The sequence below is a fragment of the Streptomyces sp. NPDC093261 genome (assembly GCF_044753645.1).
In the GTDB taxonomy this organism is placed as follows: Bacteria; Actinomycetota; Actinomycetes; order Streptomycetales; family Streptomycetaceae; genus Streptomyces.
In genome coordinates, this window is the sequence record NZ_JBIVNO010000007.1 from 228252 (window position 1) to 246549 (window position 18298).

Genomic DNA, 18298 nt, shown 5'->3' on the forward strand with positions numbered 1-18298 from the left:
CACACGAACGCACGGTGTTATCCCATGTCCCGGCGGCCCCCGGAACACCGGCCGCCGCCGAAGCGCAGGCGCCCCCTGAAGGCAGGGAGCCGCCCGCGCAGACAGACCCCGCCGGGCCCCCGGTCGCCGACGAACTCGCGCGACTCCTCTTCGAGGGCCCCCACCGCGAGGGCCGGCACGGCGTCTGGCGCAGGACGATCTCCGGCCGCGCGTTCGCGTACCGGCCCGGACTGCCCCCAGCGGAGCGGGCCGCGCTCTCGTATGACCGTCTGCGCCTCCTCAACGATGTCCTCGCCGCCCCCGAGCGGTTCGCGGCCGACCCGCACCGGCTGGCCGCCCTGCACGAGTGGATCGGGCCGGTGGACGGAGGGCTGACCACCCTTGCGAGCATCCACTACAACCTGTTCCTCGGCAGCCTCGTGGATCACGACCACGAGGGCCGCGACCTGTCCGCCTTCACCGCGCTGCACAGCACAGGAACGTTCCTGTGCACCGAGTTGGAGCACGGCAACGACGTAGCGGCGATGGAGACCGTCGCGATCCACGACCGCGCGAGCGACGGCTTCCGCCTGCACACCCCGACGCCCGGCGCGCGGAAGTTCATGCCCAACACCAGCCTCACCGGCGGCCCCAAGACCGCGGTCGTCGCGGCCCGGCTACTCGTCGACGGCGAGGACCAGGGCGTCTTCCTCTTCCTCACCCCGCTCAGCGACGAGAGGGGGCATCTGCCCGGGGTCACCGTCCGCCGGCTGCCGGACCGTACCGGCACCCCTGTCGACCACTGCCTCACCTCCTTCGACCACCTGTGGCTGCCACGCGAGGCCCTCCTGGAGGCCGGCCACGGCCGCCTGGATCGCGACGGCACGCTCACCAGCAACCTCGGCAACAAGCGCAAGCGGCTCCTGCGCTCCATCAACCGCGTCACCATGGGCAAGCTCTGCATGAGCGCCGGCACCCTGGGCATGGCCCGCGCCGCCCTCACCATCGCGGTCCGCTACGCCCACAGCCGTCTCATCGCCGGGCCCCGCGCCGGTGAGCGCATCCCGCTCGCCGCCCACCGCAGCCACCACGGCCGCCTCCTCGACGGGCTGGCGACGGCGTATGCGATGACGTTCCTGCACCGCGCGGTGGTGGACCGGTTCGCCGCGCACACCGAGGAAAGCCGCGAGGAGATCGAGCGGCTCACGGCCATCGCCAAGGGCTGGATCACCTGGCAGGCACGGGAGATCGCCACCGAGTGCCGCGAACGCTGCGGTGCGCAGGGCCTGTTCCCCGCCAACGGCATAGCGGACCTGACCGCGAACATCGAGGGCGGCATCACCGCCGAGGGCGACAACCTGGTGATCTGGGTGAAGGCCGCCTCCGAGATGGTCTTCGGCCACCAGTCCGCGAAGCCGGAGGCACTGCCGGCCGGGGAACTGACGGACCTGCCCTTCCTCCGGGGCCTGCTCGCCCAGGTCGAGGCCATCTGGCAGGCCCGGGCGCGCACCGCCCTGCGCGAGGGCCCGTCCGGCGACCCGGTCGGCCGCTGGAACGTCACCTCGTCCGCCGCCCTGGAGATGGTCTCCGCCCACGCCTGCCTCCAGGCCGCGGACGCCTTCGCCGCGGCGGCCGACCAGGCGTCCGACCCGAGGTCGGCGGCGCTGCTGCGCTCCCTGTGCCGCCTGTTCCTGCTCCGCCGACTCCGTGAGCACACCGGCGATCTGCTCGCCGAGGGCCATCTCAGACCGGACCAGGTCCGCGCCCTCCCGAAGACCCTGGACACGACCGTCGCCGGTCTCGCGCCGCACATGATGACCCTGGTAGACGCGTTCGACTTCCCGGCGGAACTGCTGTCCCGGGTCCCGATCGCGAGCGGAGAGACGATCGTACGAACGATGCCGGACGACCCACCCTCCCCACACTGACCTGACGCCCCCCGCAGGCCCCCGAGCAGCCCCGGCCACAGAACCCGCTCGCGCGCCGCGCTCACAGAACCCGCTCGCGCGCCGCGCTCACAGAACCCGCTCACAGAACCCGCTCACGGAACGCTCGAAGGGCCCGCCCGCCGCTCGCCGCCGACGGGCCCTTCCCCCTGCCCGCAGAACCGCCCTGGCCCCCTGCCGACAGGCCCGACTCCCAGGAACGATGAGAGAATGCCAAGGTCTCTCATCCGACCATGACCGCCCCTCAGCAGAAGTCCCCTCTCCTTCGTACTCTCCCCTCCCCCTCCCTCCCCGCTCCGCCAGAGAAGTGCACGCCCCATGACGACCCGACCCGGACTCCGGGAGCGGAAGAAGGCCAAGACCCGCCGCCTGCTGCAACAGGAGGCACTCCGCCTCTTCACCGAACAGGGGTACGACGACATCACCGTCGAGCAGATCTGCGACGCGGCCGATGTCTCGCCGAGCACCTTCTTCCGCTACTTCCCCACAAAGGAGGACGTGGTCCTCACCGACGACCACACGCCGTCCCCGGAGAAGGCGATCGTCGGGCGGGACCCGTCGGAACCACTCCCGGACGTCGTCCGCGCCACCCTCGTCGACCTGCTCGAACAGCGCATCAGCCAGGACCGGGAGACCACACTGGCCCGCCTCCGGCTGATCTCGCGGGTACAGCCCCTGCGGGTCCGCATGTGGCAACAGCAGGAAGCCCGGGTGGCCCACACGGCGACCCTGCTCGCCGGGCGCGCCGGCCAGGACGCGAGCGAGTACGACGTGCGCATCACCGCAGCCGTCCTCATCGCGGTGGCCACGGAGACGCTCCTGTACTGGGCGGACCACAACGGCGAGCCCGACCTCACGGACCTCGCCACACGCGCCCTGCACCACCTCGGCGGGCGCTGCCTTCCATAGCTCCGGGGCCCCGAAAGTAAATGATCAAGACAAGACGCCAGCCTGGACGCCACCGCCCCGCCCCGATCCGCTAACCTGTTGGAACCGCCTCCAGGGGCGGTCACACCCTTGCAGAAGTCGAGGCGAATGCTCACCCAGCGTATTCACCCGCCTTCCGCCAGGACCCCGCCTTCGTAGCTCAGGGGATAGAGCACCGCTCTCCTAAAGCGGGTGTCGCAGGTTCGAATCCTGCCGGGGGCACCAGGTCAAAGGGCCCTCACCTACGGATTTCCGTAGGTGAGGGCCCTTTGACATCTACTTCTGACATCAACGGGGGCGGTCACTGACGACCAGGGCGCCTCCGCAGCAGCCGGTCCATGTGGCTCATGGCCTCGCGCTGGGTGTCCTGGACGACGTGCGTGTACACGTCCATGGTGATGCTGATCTGAGAGTGGCCGAGGATCTCCATCACGACGCGGGGCGCGACTCCAGCCGCCGTGAGGAGCGTCGCCGTGCCGTGCCGGGCGTCGTGCAGCCGGATGACGCGGAGGCCGGCGGACTGGGCGATGCGGGTGAAGGAGCGGTAGACGTTACGCGGCTCGACCGGGCGGCCGGTGCGAGTCGTGAAGACGTAGGCGGACTCCTGCCACTTCTCCCCCGCCTTGGCGCGAGCCGCCGCCTGGCGCATCCGGTGCCAGCGCAGGGGCGCGATGCAGAGGGCGGGGAGCGGGACGGCACGGCGACGGCGGCTCTTGGGGTCGTCGTCGTACAGGACGCCACGACGGCGCTGCGTCTGCTGGCGGACGTAGAGGACGCGGTTGTCGAGGTCGAGATCCGACCAGCGAAGACCGATGATCTCTCCCCGACGCAGGCCCATCGCGATGGCGAGGACGACTCGACCGGCTTCCTCTCTGGGATCACCCCAGCCTTGGCGAGTGCCCGCTTCCATATCTCACGTCGAGGACGTACGCGATACGTGGCCGCCGCGTGCCACGGACCGGAGCCGGTCACCAAACATCACCGCACTGCCCGACCTCATGAGGGGCTGCCGGGGCGGACGGTGAGGTAGGTCCACTGGCTCCACGTGTTGCCGGTCTGTGCGCCCTTGGCCGGCGGCGTGTAGTGGCCGCGGATGCGGTAGTGGTCGTTGCTCGCGAAGAGCTTCAGAGCCCGGCTGTAGCCGTACCAGCCGTCGGAGTACAAGGGCACACAACTCTGCGAGGTGGCCTGGTGCCACGCCCCCGAGTAGTAGTGCTCGACGTACACCGACATACAGCCGCCGGGCTGATGGGGAGTGACCTGCAGGTTGAAGCCCATGTTGACTTCGGACTTGTAGAAGACCTGGTAGGTGGTGGATCCGATGCGAGTGGTCGAGAGCGGCCACTGCATCTCCGTCCGGACCGTCGGCGTGAGTGTGGCACTGGTGGTCACCGTGCGCGGCGCGTAGCGGTAGTCCCCCGCGAAGGCCGCGCTGAAGACGGTGTTTCGGGTGATCTTGTAGTACGCGACGAGATTCCCCTGAGCGTCGACCTTGCCACTCTTGAGCTGCGTCCGCGACGTGCCCGCGGGCTGGTCGTACAGCGTCACGGAGCGGGAGTTGTACGTGGTCCCCAGATGCGCGGTGACCTTGGCAGTCGCGCCGGAGTGGTACGACTTCGCGTCGGTGGTCACACTCAGGGTCGGAGTGGCTCGGGACACCTGCACCTTCGCCGACGCCGTGACCGGGAGGTAGGAGGTCCCACCGTCGTAGGTGAAGGCGTACGTGTTCGCGCCGCCGACCTGCGGGGTGTCGTGGAAGGCGAAGCCGCCGTCGGCGGCGACGGGCACGGTGCCCACCGAGTAGCCGGAGGGGTGCGCCAGGTCGGTCTTGACGACGTGGACCGCGCCGGTCGTCACATGCGCATGCGGCCAGGTGAGGTGACCGGTGACGGTCAGCGGTGCGGCACGATCGGCGGAGGAGGGAGCGGACAGCGTCATGGTGGGCGCGTACTTGGCCACCGGGATGTCGAAGGTCCGGCCAGCCGGTCCGTAGTGGCCGCTTCCGGAGTAGTCGACGTGGAAGCTCAGTCGACCGGTGAGGGGTGCCGTGCCGTCGACGCGGTAGGAGCCGAAGAAGTCGGCCGGGCCCTTTGCGATGACTGTCGGGTCCGGGACGAGCACGCCGTCCGGATCGGCGTCGTCGTAGCGCGTGATGCGTACGGTGCCGGGAAGCAGGGGTTCTCCGGCGCCGAGGCTGAGGTTCGAGTCGGGCGCCACCACGAACGAGTAGGCCTCGCCGGGGGCGAGCGCAGTGGTCCAGCTTCCGAAGAGCCTGACCAGCGCCGTTTCCGGGTCAGGAGAGATGTGGAGCGTCGGTGTTCCCCCGGGGGCGTCTACGGCCACGCCGTAGACCCGGCTCTCGTCCGGTGCCCAGGCGAGATCGTGTGCGGCAGAGTTCATCCCCCAGGCGAGGTCGTGCTCGGTGTACTCGCCGTCCCCGGTTTCCGGAAACGTCTCGAAATCGCGATAGCCACTGGCCATGGTCCCGTCCGGGGCTACGGCGACAGCCTTGCCGTACAGCGGCATGGCGAACCGCCCGTCAACCGCCAGATCCGAGGTGCGGTACCGATTGACGGTCGGGTCCTGAACTGACGGGACCGCCAGATGCAGCCCGTCCGCCGTGACCGCGAAGTCGCTCAGGTCGGGGACGGGCAGCGCCTTCGCGGCCTGCCGGGTCAGCGCACTGCCCTCCGCCCGGTACGTGACGAAGGCGGAAGTGTCGCCCGTCTGCGCGGCGGCCACGAGTACGCCGGAGGGCGTCGGGGTCGTCGCCAGCAGGGGCGCTGCTGCCCAACTGGCCGAATCCTGCCGCACAGTGACCGTACCGGCTCCGTCGACGGACCCGATGCCGCCGGCGCCTGCCGTACCGTAGCCGAACCAGAGGGTGCCCCCGGCGACGGCCAGCGAGTCCGGATGGGTGCCCGCGCCCGTGCCGTAACGAGCCGACTCGGTCAGCTTCTCCGTGCTGATCGCCGCGATCGCGTCCTGGTCCGGGAGAGCCGCGTACAGTGCGGATCCGTCGTCTGAGAGGGCGAGACCGGTGGCACCCGGCTCACCGCTGATCATCGTCGGGTTCCCGCCGTCGAGGTCGGTGACCAGAATGCCGTCGGTGCCGGCGCCGCCGCTGATGAACAGGTGTCCGTGCGGCCCGTCCACGACCATGTGCGAGAAGTGCGCGATCGGCAGCGGTACGTCCGACGCCGCGTATGAGTCGACCGCGCCGGGACCGATGACAGTCGTCAGTCCCACGAGCAGCGCCGCGGCGGTTGGCGGCGAGAATCGCGCCAGCTTCATGAAAAGCCCCCCACATGACTTTCACGATCAAGGCGCGCAACCTAGCACGGGGAAGGCCGGGCCCCGACAGCGGGTGGGGTGGGGGTCAGGAGCCGGTTCGCGGCACAAGTGCCGTCGCCTCCCAAGCTGATGGTGCCCTCGGCTGAGAGACCGTCCACTGTGCCTACCTTGCCTGCTCTACCAGCAATGCCGGCCTGTCAGTGCGGTGTGAGAGCCTCCGGGCATGAGCTACGACTTGGCTGTGTGGGAGGGCGCGCGCCCGGCGGACGACAGGGCGGCCGGGCGAACTTTCACGGCCCTCTATGACCGCTACGTCGACACGGAGGATGAACATCCCCCGACCGAGCGCATTGCGGCTTACGTCGCCGCGCTCCTGGAGCGGTGGTGCGATTTGACCGAGGACGTTGAGGACACCTCCCCCTGGTCGACGGGGCCGCTGATCGGAGAGGCAAGCGGCCCGCTTGTCTACTTCCCGATGCGGTCGAGTATGGCTGAGGAGGCTTCCACCTATGCGGCGGCCCTCGCGGACCCCATGGGGCTGATCTGCTTCGACCCCCAACACAACAGGCTCAGGTGAAGCTGGGAGGCGGCTTGCGGCGCGCTGCCGTCTCAGTTTCCGTTCTCTCTAGGGTCATGGATCGGAAGACTTCTGACATCCACGGCTGACATCAACGACGCCGGACAAGGACGTACGCCAGCGTCTCTGTCCGGCTGTCGCACCAGTCGACGGCCGCAGCCGGACCGGACTCGGATCGAACTCCTAAAGCGGGTGTCGCAGGTTCGAATCCTGCCGGGGGCACCAGGCAAAACGGCCCGGACCGATCATGGTCCGGGCCGTTTTGACGGCATCATTCAACGGCTGACAGGAGCCCTCGTGTTCGAGATCCGCGTCATCTGCGACCCCACCGACACCGACCGCGTCACCACCGCGCTGGCCGCCGCATTCACCACCGGTGACGTGACACCACCGCAGAACAGACCGCCGCCCGAACCCGCGCAGTCACCACCCGCACCCGCCACGCGACAACCACCACCCCCCTGCCGACCCCCGTACCTTCCGTCCTCCAGCGACCTGATGACAGGCTGCGACGCAGTCGCTGACACCAGCCCACAGACCTCGGAGGAGTCACCGAGCCTTCTCCCGGCTCGCACCCCCCATCGCGTGCCTGCTCTGTCATCAGCAGGCCGTGAGCGCGACGGTCAATCGTCAAGCTCAATTCCTGCTCAGATACCTCACATCTCCTTGACGATCAACCGGGTGCACGATGATTGTTGTGTACACGTCGCTCCCGGAAGTAGGGGCGGGGGGGGAGGAGCAACTATGAATGTCAGATTGACTCGCACGTGCACAGCAACTGCGCTGGCCGCCTTTCTCATCGTCGGAACCGGTGGAGTGGGTACTGCTTTCGCGGACACCCCCTCGGTGTCGAATACTTCGTCGGAGGTCAATGCCGACCTGGACGGGAATCCGATCCCCCAGGCACCGGAAGACGTCGACGTCTCGGTGAACTCGCCCTCGGGCAGCGCTAACCACCCGATGAACGCGGACGGCTGCCCGAACGACGGGCCGAGCGTCTCCATCACCAACGTGAAGGGCACGTTCGTCCGTGACAATGACGAGACCGTCTATGGACAGTCAGGCGTCACGCTCTCGGTCTCGGTGGCCAAGGGTCACACCTTGACCGGCACGGTGACATATTCGGCCAAGTTGAGCCAGTCAATAATCATCGAGTCTGCCGAGGAGACCGTCGGCGGCTCGGTCTCCTACGCCAAGACCACCACCGTCACCCTTGGCGGGACCTGGAAGGTCCCGTCGAATCAGAAGGACGGATGGCTCGCCCTTGGCTCGAAGGGCTACTCCTTCAACTGGGATTACGGCTCCCTCAACGGCGGCTGCAAGTGGCACTCCATCAGCCACGGGACCGCTAAGCTTCCGGCGCTCTCGCCCTACATCGCCCACTCGTGAGTTGAGGACGATCTGATGAAGCTTCCCCTGCTGGCCGTCGGCCTGTTGCCGGCCTTGGTGCTCGTGACGGCCTGTTCCGGTGGCGATCACCCCAGCACGCCAGCCACCCACGGGGCGGCCAACGTTACGACGGGGACCGGCGCGGTCCCCTCTGCGGTGCAGACCCCGACGACCCCGGACCGCCTTCCCGATCCGGTCCAGTCCTCGATCCCTGTGGGGTCGAAGACGCTATACACGGGATCGGGACACGGCGCACGCGGCGTCAAGCTTCCTGCGTCAGCGGGGAAAGCCTCATCCATCACAGTGATGTGGACATGCGCCGGGCACTCGAAGTTCGGCATCACAGCCGCAGGAGAGACCCTCGCCGGGTCTCAATGCGGTGACGGGAGCGTCGTGTTCACTGCCGAGATACCGCACACCAATGTGCATGACCTGGCGTGGAAGTTCCAAGCGGCCAATTCAGTGATCTGGCGTATCGCCGTCATTCAGCCACCCGCGAACTAGTGTGCCTGTTCTCGCTGTTCGGACTGTCGGTAGCGTAATCGCCTACAAGTGTCAGTGACCACTGGCACAGCAAGCCAGTGCGAGTGTTCGCCTTAGTCCTCGCCTCGCACTCCGGGCACTCGTACGGCACCGCATCCGGATTACGCACGCCTCCGCCCCTCACCCCCGCGCCGGTCAGCAGAACGACGCCCCATCGGTGTAGGCGCGCCCGCTACCGTGGCGAAGCCCCCGCCGAAGCCAGAAGCTTCGCCACGGATACGACGTCGCCCGAACGGGACTTACGGCAGGATCAACCAACATGGACCGTTCCGTCGTTGCCGCGCTCATAACCACCCCGACCGCGCCCGTCGCCGCCAGCACGGCGTACGCCGCCGGACGCCTGTGGTGCAGTAGCCCGGCAGCGTTCCCGTTGGCCTGACGGCACCTCTTGACGGCAACACCGGCGCACGTTGCCGTATCGGGAGCACCAGCCGCGCACCATTCGGGGCAGGCGGGGGCAGCCTCACCCGTGGTCATTGGACGGCCCGGGTGATCTCCTAAAGCGGGTGTCGCAGGTTCGAATCCTGCCGGGGGCACAGTGCCTGAACAGGCATGATGCGCAAGAAAGGCCCCTCGGAAGCGATCTCCGAGGGGCTTTTGGCTTGTATGGGAACGAAAATGGGAACGCGCTCTCAGGCAGCATCCTGCGTGAGAACCGTCGGCGGCTTCCCCGGTTTCGTCCGCTTTCAGCACGGCCGCCGCTGGCACGCCCTCGTCCGCATCGACGCCCTCCAGCCCGCCAAACGGCTTACCGGTCCCTGGCGGTGGTGGTGCTCGCTGCGTGTCAGGCAGCCCGGGACCGCTGGTAGTCGGCGAGGGCACCGACGGCCCACAACGGGACCAGACGCGGGAGTTCGGTGCGCGGGACGGCTCCGCGCACGCACCGCAGGCCGAGCTTCGCGAGGGAGTCGGCGGCCTCGTTGAGGGGGTGACCGGCGTGGGCCTTCTCGTGGACGAACGTCAGGTCCGGCGTGTACTCGGCGAGCCACTGCAGCTTGACCAGGCTGGGCCGTCTGCCCTGGGAGCGCAGGTGGGTGTCGTAGCCCTCGGGCATGTCCGTCCCCCCTTGCTGCCAGCTGTGCAGGTACCGAAGTGCCTGCAGGTTGTCCACGCGGACCTCGATGGGCCGACCGGGGTGCGTGTGGAGGACCGCCTTCAGCCCCCAGTACACGGCGCGCAGTTCGGTGACGACCACGCGGGAGCGGGGGCGCACGAGGTACTTCGGGTAGAGGTGGGCGCGCAGACCGGTGTGGCCGGTGGTGGCTACGTAGCCGGAGGCCACCCGGTCCTGGCCGACCGAGGCGTCCGTGGCCACCACGATCGGCCCGGCGACGGCCTTGACCCTGTCGTTCACGCACACCTGGCGGCAGGTGGAGGTGGCAGGGCGGAGTGCGTGGGCGAGGGGAGAGCGACGACCCATGACAGTTGGCTTCCTTGTCTTCGCGACGGAGCGACGGGTGAGGGGGCGGGCGCCGCGTGACGCCCGCCGAGCCCGTTCGTGCGGGTAAGGCGTCATCGCGGCGCCGCGATGACGCCCGGAGGTGGTGGGGGTCGGTGTCGCCGGCGGATCAGATGGCCGCCGGGGCCTTCTTGTACCAGTCCGTGATCACCTTGGTCAGGTGCACGACGTTCTGCTGCCGCATGATCGGGGCGGAGGCGTTCGGCTCGAAGTCCTCGTTCGCGGCCGTGGTACGCCAGACGCTGTCCTCGGTGACCGGGGCGGTCATGTGCCGGTCGAGCCGCTTGAAGAACTCCTGGATGTCACCGTCTTCGGCCCCGTCCTCCCGAAGGTTGCGGTAGACGCCGCCCAGGACACGGAGCATGCCCACCGAGCCCAGGAGCGACGACTCGCGCAGCCTCATGGCCTTGGTGGGGGGCGCCGGCGGCTCGTTCTTCTTCTTCTCGGAGAGCGAGGGGTCGTAGTTGTCCACGTCCTCCTCGGTGATCTCCGCGAGCGCGGTGAAAGCGATGGAGATGACATCCAGGAAGCCGCGGACGCTCTCGATGACCTCGTTGTCGGTCAGCGACTCGACCTTCTTGCTGACGCGGCCGCCGGGACCGGCGATGACCGCCCGCGTGATGTCGGCGACGTGCTTGGCACCCATCAGGTTGCGGTTGGTCAGGGTCATCCGGTCCCGCTCGATGTCGATCTTGCCCAGGAAGAGGGGGTGGGTGACGATGTCGCTGAGCGTGCGGTTGGCGATGCGCGAGGTGTCGAAGCGAGCCCGGACGGCGCCGGAGATGCCCTTGGCGTTGTCCGCGACGTCGACGAACATCTGCTGGCCCTTGACGCCATCGGGCTCCACGTAGATGTCGATGCCGACGAACTCGTCCTTGAGCCGCTGCATTCGGCCGATCAGAGCCTCACGGTCCTGCTCCAGCTTCGACTTCTTGGCCTCGTTGGCGCGGAGGATCTCCCGGTCGATACGGGAGACCTCGTCGGTGATGCGCTTCTTCTCCAGGTGGACGCCGAGGATGCGGTGCTGGCCGTCGATCGTGATCAGGCGTCCGATACCGCCGATGGACCACGGGACGGTGAGGTAGCCGACCGAGCCGTCTTCGCTGATCGGCTCGAAGCGGCAGCTGCCGGTGTCGCGGATGAGGAGGGCCGGAGCCACCCAGCCGGGATTGTCGGCGAGGTACTGACCGAAGCCCTTGGCGTGGGCGATGTCCACCTTGCGGTTGTCCGGGTCCGGCTTGGCCGGGTCCGGGATGGTGAGGATGACCGAGAGGTCGGCGAGCGGGATGCGCGTCGTGTAGACGGTCCGGCCGCCCTGGCTGGTGCGGATCGCCAGGTAAGTGGACTCCTCACGCACCAGGGAGAGGCGGGACGAGTCGACGGTGATGGTCATGGATGACTTCCTTTCGGAGCAGGTAGCCCTTGGGGGCAGCGGGAGTGAAGCGGGCAGCGCGTGAGGCCCACCGGGTGGGGCATGCAGGTCAGGCGCCGGCGACGTCAGACGGGTGGGCCTGGTCGTGGACGGTGAGGAACCGGGCCGGGGCGGCGCGTTCGTCGGGTGCGGCGTGACCGGAGGCGAGGTGGTTGTGCCCAGCCGGAGCGGCCCTCCGTAGGGCCTTCTGTCGTCATGCCGCCTTCGGCTGGCCGCAGGCGGCGGTGCCGGGACAGGGAACTGCCGGGCTCGATAGGCGGGTTCGGGACGGCGCTGGCTCCAGTTACGGCATCAGTAGTTGCCGTTGCTCAGGATGTCGCCGTCGGCGTTGTAGACGGTGACAAGGCCGTTCTTGCTGGCCTTCCCGCGGCCGGCCTGGAAGTCGGCGAAGGCCGAGGCGAGCAGCTTGGCGTTGCCGGCATCCGCGCTGACCAGGTCCCCGGTGTAGTTCGTGTAGATGTCGGCCGTGTCCAAGATGTCGTTGTTCTTGTCGGCGCCCTGGACCTTGGTGACGTGCGTCGCGGCCTGCCGCGTCTTCGCGGACTCGTGCTTCTTCACGTACGCCTTGAAGGCGTCGACGGTGGACTGCTGGGGGGCGGCGGCCTTGGAGGAGCCGCTGCCCTTGGAGGACCCACGGCTCTTGGAGGAGCTGGTGCCCTTGGAGGACCCGGTGGACGCGGCGCCGGCCGAGGAGTCTTCCGAGCCGGACCCCGCGGCGGACGCGATACCGCCGACCACGATCACGGCCAGGACGCCGAGGCAGCCCAGCTTGGCCTTGGACCGCTTCTTCGGCGGCACGGGAGGCTGCGGGTATCCCGGCTGCTGCGGGAATCCGGGCTGCTGCCCGTATCCCGGCTGCTGCGGGAGCCCGGGCTGCTGCCCGTATCCCGGCTGCTGCGGCAGTCCGGGCTGGTGCGCGTATCCCGGCTGCTGCGGGGGCTGGGTGGTCATCTGGGCTCCTCCTGTTGCGATGCGCGATGTGCGATGGCCGTGAGTTGAGAGATCCGATGCGCGGCACGGACTCAACACAGCACCTGGACCGCCGCTTCCACTCGGAAGCAGGATCAGATAAACACAACACTGAAAGCACCGTCAATCAGCTTCGTAGGCTTGACGACTGCAGTAATGTGTTAACCGTTCATCATCCGACTGGCCCGAGAGGTGCGGAACCCCACGCCATGCCCCAGCAGCCACCAGCCCAGCCGGCGCCCTCCGCGCATGTGACGGCAGCCGAGATCTCCCGCATCGCGGGGGTCACGCGCGCCACCGTCAGCAACTGGCGCCGCCGCCACGACGACTTCCCGGCCCCCAGCGCAGGCACGGAGACCAGCCCGCTCTACGACCTGCCGGCCGTCCAGGCATGGCTGCGGGCACGTGGGCACACCTCCACCGCCTCGCCGACCGAGGAGCTGCGTACGGCGCTACGGCTGATCGGACCCGCCTCGGGGGTGGCCTCGCGACTGTTCCCGCTGGTGGCCGCCGCTTCCCGCCGCACGCCGGAGGAGCTGGCCGAACTCGTCGCCCTGTCCGACGACCAGCTGGTCGCCCGAGCGGAGAAGTCCGCGGGCGAGCTCCCGGTCGCCGTGCCCGAGGCCGAGCCGTTCCGCTACGGTCCGAACGACGCGGGCGTGCTCCGCGCGCTGCTGGGTTGCGTCCGTGAGGCGGGGGCACAGGCCGCCGTCGACGTCCTCGCCGAACGCGAACTGGACGAGGGCGCCGCCAGCGGCGTCTACCAGACCCCGGAGGGCCTGGCCCTGCTCATGGCGCGGCTCCTGCCCGCCGGCGCGTCCCGCGTCCTCGACCCCGCCTGCGGCAGCGGCACGCTCCTCGCCGCCGCCGCCCGGCAGGGCGCACAGGAGCTGTTCGGGCAGGACTCGCTCCCCGTCCAGGGCCGGCGCACCGCGGTCCGGCTGCTGCTCGCCGCACCCGAGACCGAGACGGCGATCCGCGTCGGCGACAGCCTGCGCGCCGACGCCTTCCCCGACGTCACCGTGGACGCCGTCCTGTGCAACCCGCCGTTCGCCGACCGCGACTGGGGTCACGACGAACTGGCCTACGACCCCAGGTGGGCGTACGGACTCCCACCGCGCCTCGAATCCGAACTGGCCTGGGTGCAGCACGCCCTCGCGCACCTGGAGCCCGGCGGCCACGCGGTCATGCTGCTGCCGCCCGCGCTCGCCTTCCGTTCCTCCGGCCGCCGCATCCGCGCGGAACTCATCCGCAGCGGGGCCCTGCGCGCCGTCGTCTCACTTCCGGCACGTGCCGCGTATCCGCTCCACGTCGGCCTGCAGATCTGGGTGCTCCAACGCCCCGATCCGGGCGGCACGGACCGTACGACGGTGCTGTTCGTCGACGGGGAGGGCGAGCAGCGGGACGGCGCCGCGGGCACACCGTCCGCCACCGACACGGCCACGGTCGGCGCCGGCACCCGCGGCGGCTCACGCCCCCGCCGATCCGGCCCCTCCGCCGCCTCCTCTGCCTCTCCGGCCTCTGCCGCCTCGTTCGACTGGGTGGGGCTGACCGAGCGGGTCCTTAGCCAGTGGGCCGCGTTCACCACCGCCCCCGACACCTACGCCGACGAGCCCGGAGTCGCCCGCGCGGTGCCGCTCGTCGATCTCCTCGACGACGTCGTCGACGTCACCCCGGCCCGCCATGTGCGGGCGACCGCGGCCGACATCGACCCGGCCGCCCTGTCCCGGCGCGTCAACGACCTGCACGGCCAACTGGCCGACCAGGTGGCCGCCTTGGCAGCCGCCTCCGCGTCCGGCGGGTGGCAGCCGTCCGGGGCCTCGGCCCGCGAGTGGCGTACGGCGACCGTCTCCGACCTGGCACGCGGCGGGGCGCTGACCGTGCTGCGGGCGGCGCCGTCCGGCACCCGAGGCTCCAAGGGGGGCACCGCCCCCACCGTGGACCGGCCGGTCCTCACCGCCTCGGACATCTCCGCCGGTAGGCCCCCGTCCACCAGGGCCGTCGACCTCCACGCGGACGCCGCGCAACCCGTCGTCGCCGGTGACGTCCTCGTACGCGCCCTCGGGGGCGGCGGCGCCGCGGCCTCGATGACCCGGGTCGCAGACGACCAGGACGCCGGAGCCCTGCTCGGTCCGCACATCCACCTCCTGCGCCCCGACCCGGCCCGCCTCGACCCGTGGTTCCTGGCCGGGTTCCTCGGCGCCGAGGACAACATCGCCTCCGCGTCCACCGGCTCCACCCACGTGCACGTCACACCGGGCCGGCTGCGCGTACCGCTGCTGCCCCTGGAGGAACAGCGGCGCTACGGGGAGGCCTTCCGCCGCGTGTACGAACTGCGCGCGGCCGTCCGCCGAACCGCCGACCTTGCCGCCGACACCGCGGCCACCCTCACCACCGGCCTCACCGCCGGCGTACTCCTGCCACCGGACAGCCCGGACAACGGTTCCGCCTGAAACGCCCCACGCGTCCCCCCGCACACGACCACACTGGATCCCTGCCGTCCCCCGCCCGGACGGTGCTCTTCGGAAGGAAGCCGGGACCTCTTGAACAGCAGCAAGCACACGGAGCTGGCGAACCACGCCTGGTCCGTCGCCGATCTCCTGCGCGGCGACTACAAGCAGTCCGACTACGGCAAGGTCATCCTGCCGTTCACCGTGCTGCGCCGCCTGGAGTGCGTCCTGGAGCCGACGCGCGAGAAGGTCGTCGAGACCGTCGCCAGGTTCGCGGGCCAGGACATCGACACCGACCACTTCCTGCGCAAGGCCTCGGGCCACTCCTTCTACAACAAGAGCGACCTCACGCTACGGAAGATCGCGGCCGACCCGCAGAACGCGGCGAAGAACCTGCAGATCTACGTCGGCGCCTTCTCCGACAACGCCCGCGAGGTCCTCGACAAGTACGAGTTCAACCAGCAGGTCAGGAAGCTCGACAGCGCGAACCTGCTCTACCGGGTCATCGGCAGTTTCACCGGCCTCGACCTGCACCCCGATGTCGTGCCCAACCACAACATGGGTTACATCTTCGAGGAGTTGATCCGCCGCTTCGCCGAGCAGTCGAACGAGACCGCGGGTGAGCACTTCACCCCGCGCGAGGTCATCAAGCTGATGGTCAACCTGCTGGTGGCGCCCGATGCGGACGCCCTCAGCCTGCCGGGCGTCGTCCGTACGGTCATGGACCCGGCCTGCGGCACGGGCGGCATGCTCAGCGCCGCCGACGACCGCATCAAGGCCCTCAACCCTGACGCGACGGTCGAGGTGTACGGGCAGGAGCTCAACCCCGAGTCCTGGGCGATCTGCCGGTCCGACCTCATGATCAAGGGCCAGGACCCGGAGAACATCCGCTTCGGCAACTCCTTCTCCGACGACGGCCACGCCCGCCGCACGTTCGACTACATCCTCGCCAACCCGCCGTTCGGCGTGGAGTGGAAGAAGGTCAAGGAGGAGGTCGAGTACGAGCACAAGTCGCTCGGCGACGCCGGCCGCTTCGGCGCGGGCCTGCCGCGCATCAACGACGGTTCGCTGCTCTTCCTCCAGCACATGATCTCGAAGATGAAGCCGGTGGACGTGAACGGCGGGGGCGGCTCCCGCATCGCCATCGTCTTCAACGGCTCCCCGCTGTTCACGGGCGCCGCCGAGTCCGGCGAGTCCAACATCCGCCGCTGGATCCTGGAGAACGACTGGCTGGAGGCGATCGTCGCCCTCCCGGACCAGCTCTTCTACAACACCGGCATCTCCACGTACTTCTGGATCCTCACCAACCGCAAGGACGCCGACCACAAGGGCAAGGTCGTCCTGCTCGACGCGCGCGACCAGTGGGTGAAGATGCGCAAGTCCCTCGGCGACAAGCGCAAGGAACTCGGCGACGGGACGAACGGCCGCCCCGACCACATCGGCGACATCACCCGGCTGTACGCGGAGGCACTGCAGGTCGCGGGCGACCCGGAGCACCCTCTGCACGGCAAGGTCAAGGTCTTCTGGAACGAGGACTTCGGCTACCAGCGCATCACCGTGGAGCGGCCGTTGAAGCTGCGCTTCGAGGTGACGGAGGAGACGCTGGCGGCGCTGGCGGAGGCCAAGCCGGTGGCGAAGCTGGAGCGGAGCGAGGAGTTCGTCGCGGCGGTGCGTACGTTGCTCGGCTCGTCCTGGACGACGAAGTCCGAGGCGTTCGTCGCGCTCAAGGACGCGGTGGTCGCGGCGGGGCTGACCTGGCCGTCGGGGGCGCCGTTCGCGAAGGCGGTACGGGAGGCTGTCGGGGTACGGGATCCGGAGGGCGAGGTCCAGAAGGTCAAGGGCGCGCCGGAACCGGATACGGACCTCCGGGACTACGAGAACGTGCCGCTGGGCGAGGACGTCGAGGAGTACCTGAAGCGCGAGGTGCTGCCGCACGTGCCGGACGCGTGGATCGACCACACGAAGACGAAGATCGGGTACGAGATTCCGTTCACGCGGCACTTCTACGTGTACAAGCCGCCGAGGCCGCTGGCGGAGATCGACGCGGAGTTGAAGTCGCTGGAGGCGGAGATTCAGGCGCTGCTGGGTGAGGTGACCCACTAATGTGGAGAACAACTCGTCTCAAGTTCATGGCCGCTACGCCGATTACAAACGGACTTGGCGAAGCCGGAGCATATGAAAGGCAGGACTGGCCACGCTATGTCCGCACGACGGACATCGCCGATAGCCGGAACCTGAGGAAAGACACATTCAAGTCGTTGCCCCCCGTCGTGGCAAGCAGGGCAATGCTCCAACCCGGTGATCTGCTGATGACAGCCGCTGGCGCCACTATCGGCAAGTCGTACCTGCACTCTGGCAACGAGCCGGCTTGCTACGCCGGATACTTGGTCAGGTACCGGCCTGCTCCCGGCGTGGACCCCCGCTTCATCGCCTATTGGACCGAGTCCAAGCCATATTGGGATCAGATTGCGGCGGGGGCGGTTCGGTCGACGATCGATAACTTCAGCGCCGGAAAATATCGAAACATGACACTGTCGGCCCCCCGGTTGGAGGAGCAGCGCCGCATCGCCGACTTCCTCGACGCCGAGACCGCCCGCATCGACCGATTGGCTCAGCTACGCAGCCGCCAAGCGGACGTTCTTGAGGAGCGGTGCACACTCGCGCTCGACCAGGCCTTTGATAAACCTACGTACCAACCAACCAGACTGAAGTACCTGTTGGCGGTGAAGCCTCGGTATGGGGTTCTTGTACCTCAGTTCAGTGATAAGGGAGTGCGTTTCATCCGCGTCAATGATCTTCTTGATCTGAGTGGCCGGGCCGACTCGCTGGCCAGGATCCCAGATGAACTCTCAGCCCAGTACTCACGGACCGTAACGCGCCCAGGGGACGTTCTGCTAAGCGTCGTCGGGACGATGGGACGATCCGCCATCGTGCCTCCCCAACTGGCTGGGGCGAATGTGGCTCGGGCGGTAGCATCCCTGCGGCCACGGCAAGGAGTCTCACCGGAGCTCGTTGCCACCTGGCTAACTACCCCCTCCTTCTTGCGCCAGGCATCGGACGTGACCGGATCGGACACGGCACAGCCGACATTGGGAATGGAGGATCTTTCAAATTTCAGGTTGTCGTGGCCAGTCGATGCGCGGGACCGAGTCGAGCTGTTGCATAGCACCTCGGTAATTCGTCAACGCCAGAGAGAACTCAGTAGGGTCCTTCGGGTGCAGCGTCAGGTATTGGCCGAACGCCGCCAAGCTCTCATCACCGCCGCTGTAACCGGCCAGTTCGACGTCTCCACCGCCAGCGGGCGCAACGTAACGGACGGAGTGAGCGCGTAGC

Annotated in this window: 12 protein-coding genes, 1 tRNA gene and 1 pseudogene; 9 read left to right on the forward strand and 5 right to left on the reverse strand. The window is 68.7% G+C overall.

From position 1 onward, the window contains the following. The first annotated feature begins 14 nt into the window (after positions 1 to 14). The 3 genes from ACIP94_RS17970 (at position 15) to ACIP94_RS17980 (ending at position 3077) form a co-directional block, all read left to right on the forward strand. Positions 15 to 1907 carry an acyl-CoA dehydrogenase gene (locus tag ACIP94_RS17970; protein WP_402426069.1) on the forward strand — a complete coding sequence of 631 codons (1893 nt, stop codon included), beginning with the start codon at positions 15 to 17 and terminating at the stop codon, positions 1905 to 1907. Between the two features lie 336 nt (positions 1908 to 2243). Beyond that, positions 2244 to 2834 (forward strand): TetR family transcriptional regulator, encoded by a 591-nt coding sequence (locus ACIP94_RS17975; protein WP_402426071.1) that lies wholly within the window; start codon positions 2244 to 2246, stop codon positions 2832 to 2834. A gap of 167 nt (positions 2835 to 3001) precedes the next feature. Next, positions 3002 to 3077, forward strand: a tRNA-Arg gene (locus ACIP94_RS17980). A 76-nt stretch (positions 3078 to 3153) separates the two neighbouring features. Here the strand turns inward: ACIP94_RS17980 and ACIP94_RS17985 are convergent. Next, a pseudogene (locus ACIP94_RS17985) lies at positions 3154 to 3705 on the reverse strand (tyrosine-type recombinase/integrase); the annotation flags it as partial. A 143-nt stretch (positions 3706 to 3848) separates the two neighbouring features. Next, positions 3849 to 6146: a hypothetical protein gene (locus tag ACIP94_RS17990; protein ID WP_402426073.1), complete on the reverse strand. Its 2298-nt coding sequence runs from the start codon at positions 6144 to 6146 to the stop codon at positions 3849 to 3851. A gap of 223 nt (positions 6147 to 6369) precedes the next feature. Here ACIP94_RS17990 and ACIP94_RS17995 point away from each other — a divergent pair, with 223 nt between their 5' ends. From ACIP94_RS17995 to ACIP94_RS18005, 3 genes are all read left to right on the forward strand, one after another. Then, on the forward strand, positions 6370 to 6723 hold the full coding sequence (locus tag ACIP94_RS17995; RefSeq protein WP_402426075.1) for a hypothetical protein: 354 nt from the start codon (positions 6370 to 6372) through the stop codon (positions 6721 to 6723). 846 nt (positions 6724 to 7569) lie between these two features. After that, the gene (locus ACIP94_RS18000) at positions 7570 to 8112 is read left to right on the forward strand and encodes a hypothetical protein (RefSeq protein WP_402426077.1); all 543 of its coding nucleotides are present in this window, start codon (positions 7570 to 7572) and stop codon (positions 8110 to 8112) included. A 15-nt stretch (positions 8113 to 8127) separates the two neighbouring features. After that, positions 8128 to 8616 (forward strand): hypothetical protein, encoded by a 489-nt coding sequence (locus ACIP94_RS18005; protein WP_402426079.1) that lies wholly within the window; start codon positions 8128 to 8130, stop codon positions 8614 to 8616. 823 nt (positions 8617 to 9439) lie between these two features. On the opposite strand, the gene ACIP94_RS18010 is transcribed toward ACIP94_RS18005, so the two are convergent. The 3 genes from ACIP94_RS18010 to ACIP94_RS18020 form a co-directional block, all read right to left on the reverse strand. Further along, positions 9440 to 10009, reverse strand: coding sequence for a hypothetical protein (locus ACIP94_RS18010; RefSeq protein ID WP_402426081.1), 570 nt, complete (start codon positions 10007 to 10009; stop codon positions 9440 to 9442). Between the two features lie 214 nt (positions 10010 to 10223). Further along, complete coding sequence (locus ACIP94_RS18015) at positions 10224 to 11507, reverse strand: DNA sulfur modification protein DndB (protein WP_402426083.1); 1284 nt, start codon at positions 11505 to 11507, stop codon at positions 10224 to 10226. A 330-nt stretch (positions 11508 to 11837) separates the two neighbouring features. Next, a complete protein-coding gene (locus ACIP94_RS18020) occupies positions 11838 to 12497 on the reverse strand; it encodes a hypothetical protein (protein ID WP_402426085.1) in 660 nt (219 codons plus the stop codon). Positions 12498 to 12766: 269 nt separating this feature from the next. Here ACIP94_RS18020 and ACIP94_RS18025 point away from each other — a divergent pair, with 269 nt between their 5' ends. The 3 genes from ACIP94_RS18025 (at position 12767) to ACIP94_RS18035 (ending at position 18297) form a co-directional block, all read left to right on the forward strand. Continuing rightward, entirely contained in the window at positions 12767 to 14968 is a 2202-nt protein-coding gene (locus ACIP94_RS18025; protein WP_402426259.1) for an N-6 DNA methylase, read from the forward strand. Positions 14969 to 15058: 90 nt separating this feature from the next. After that, the gene (locus tag ACIP94_RS18030; RefSeq protein ID WP_402426087.1) at positions 15059 to 17068 is read left to right on the forward strand and encodes an N-6 DNA methylase; all 2010 of its coding nucleotides are present in this window, start codon (positions 15059 to 15061) and stop codon (positions 17066 to 17068) included. Positions 17069 to 17376: 308 nt separating this feature from the next. Next, complete coding sequence (locus ACIP94_RS18035; protein WP_402426089.1) at positions 17377 to 18297, forward strand: restriction endonuclease subunit S; 921 nt, start codon at positions 17377 to 17379, stop codon at positions 18295 to 18297. Position 18298 lies beyond the last annotated feature (1 nt).

Excerpts from the sequence above, each read along its gene's own strand:
- ACIP94_RS18015 (WP_402426083.1), bottom strand. The coding sequence starts at position 11,507 with ATGACCATCACCGTCGACTCGTCCCGCCTCTCCCTGGTGCGTGAGGAG.
- ACIP94_RS18005 (WP_402426079.1), top strand. The coding sequence starts at position 8,128 with ATGAAGCTTCCCCTGCTGGCCGTCGGCCTGTTGCCGGCCTTGGTGCTC.
- ACIP94_RS17975 (WP_402426071.1), top strand. The coding sequence starts at position 2,244 with ATGACGACCCGACCCGGACTCCGGGAGCGGAAGAAGGCCAAGACCCGC.
- ACIP94_RS17990 (WP_402426073.1), bottom strand. The coding sequence starts at position 6,146 with ATGAAGCTGGCGCGATTCTCGCCGCCAACCGCCGCGGCGCTGCTCGTG.
- ACIP94_RS17995 (WP_402426075.1), top strand. The coding sequence starts at position 6,370 with ATGAGCTACGACTTGGCTGTGTGGGAGGGCGCGCGCCCGGCGGACGAC.
- ACIP94_RS18020 (WP_402426085.1), bottom strand. The coding sequence starts at position 12,497 with ATGACCACCCAGCCCCCGCAGCAGCCGGGATACGCGCACCAGCCCGGA.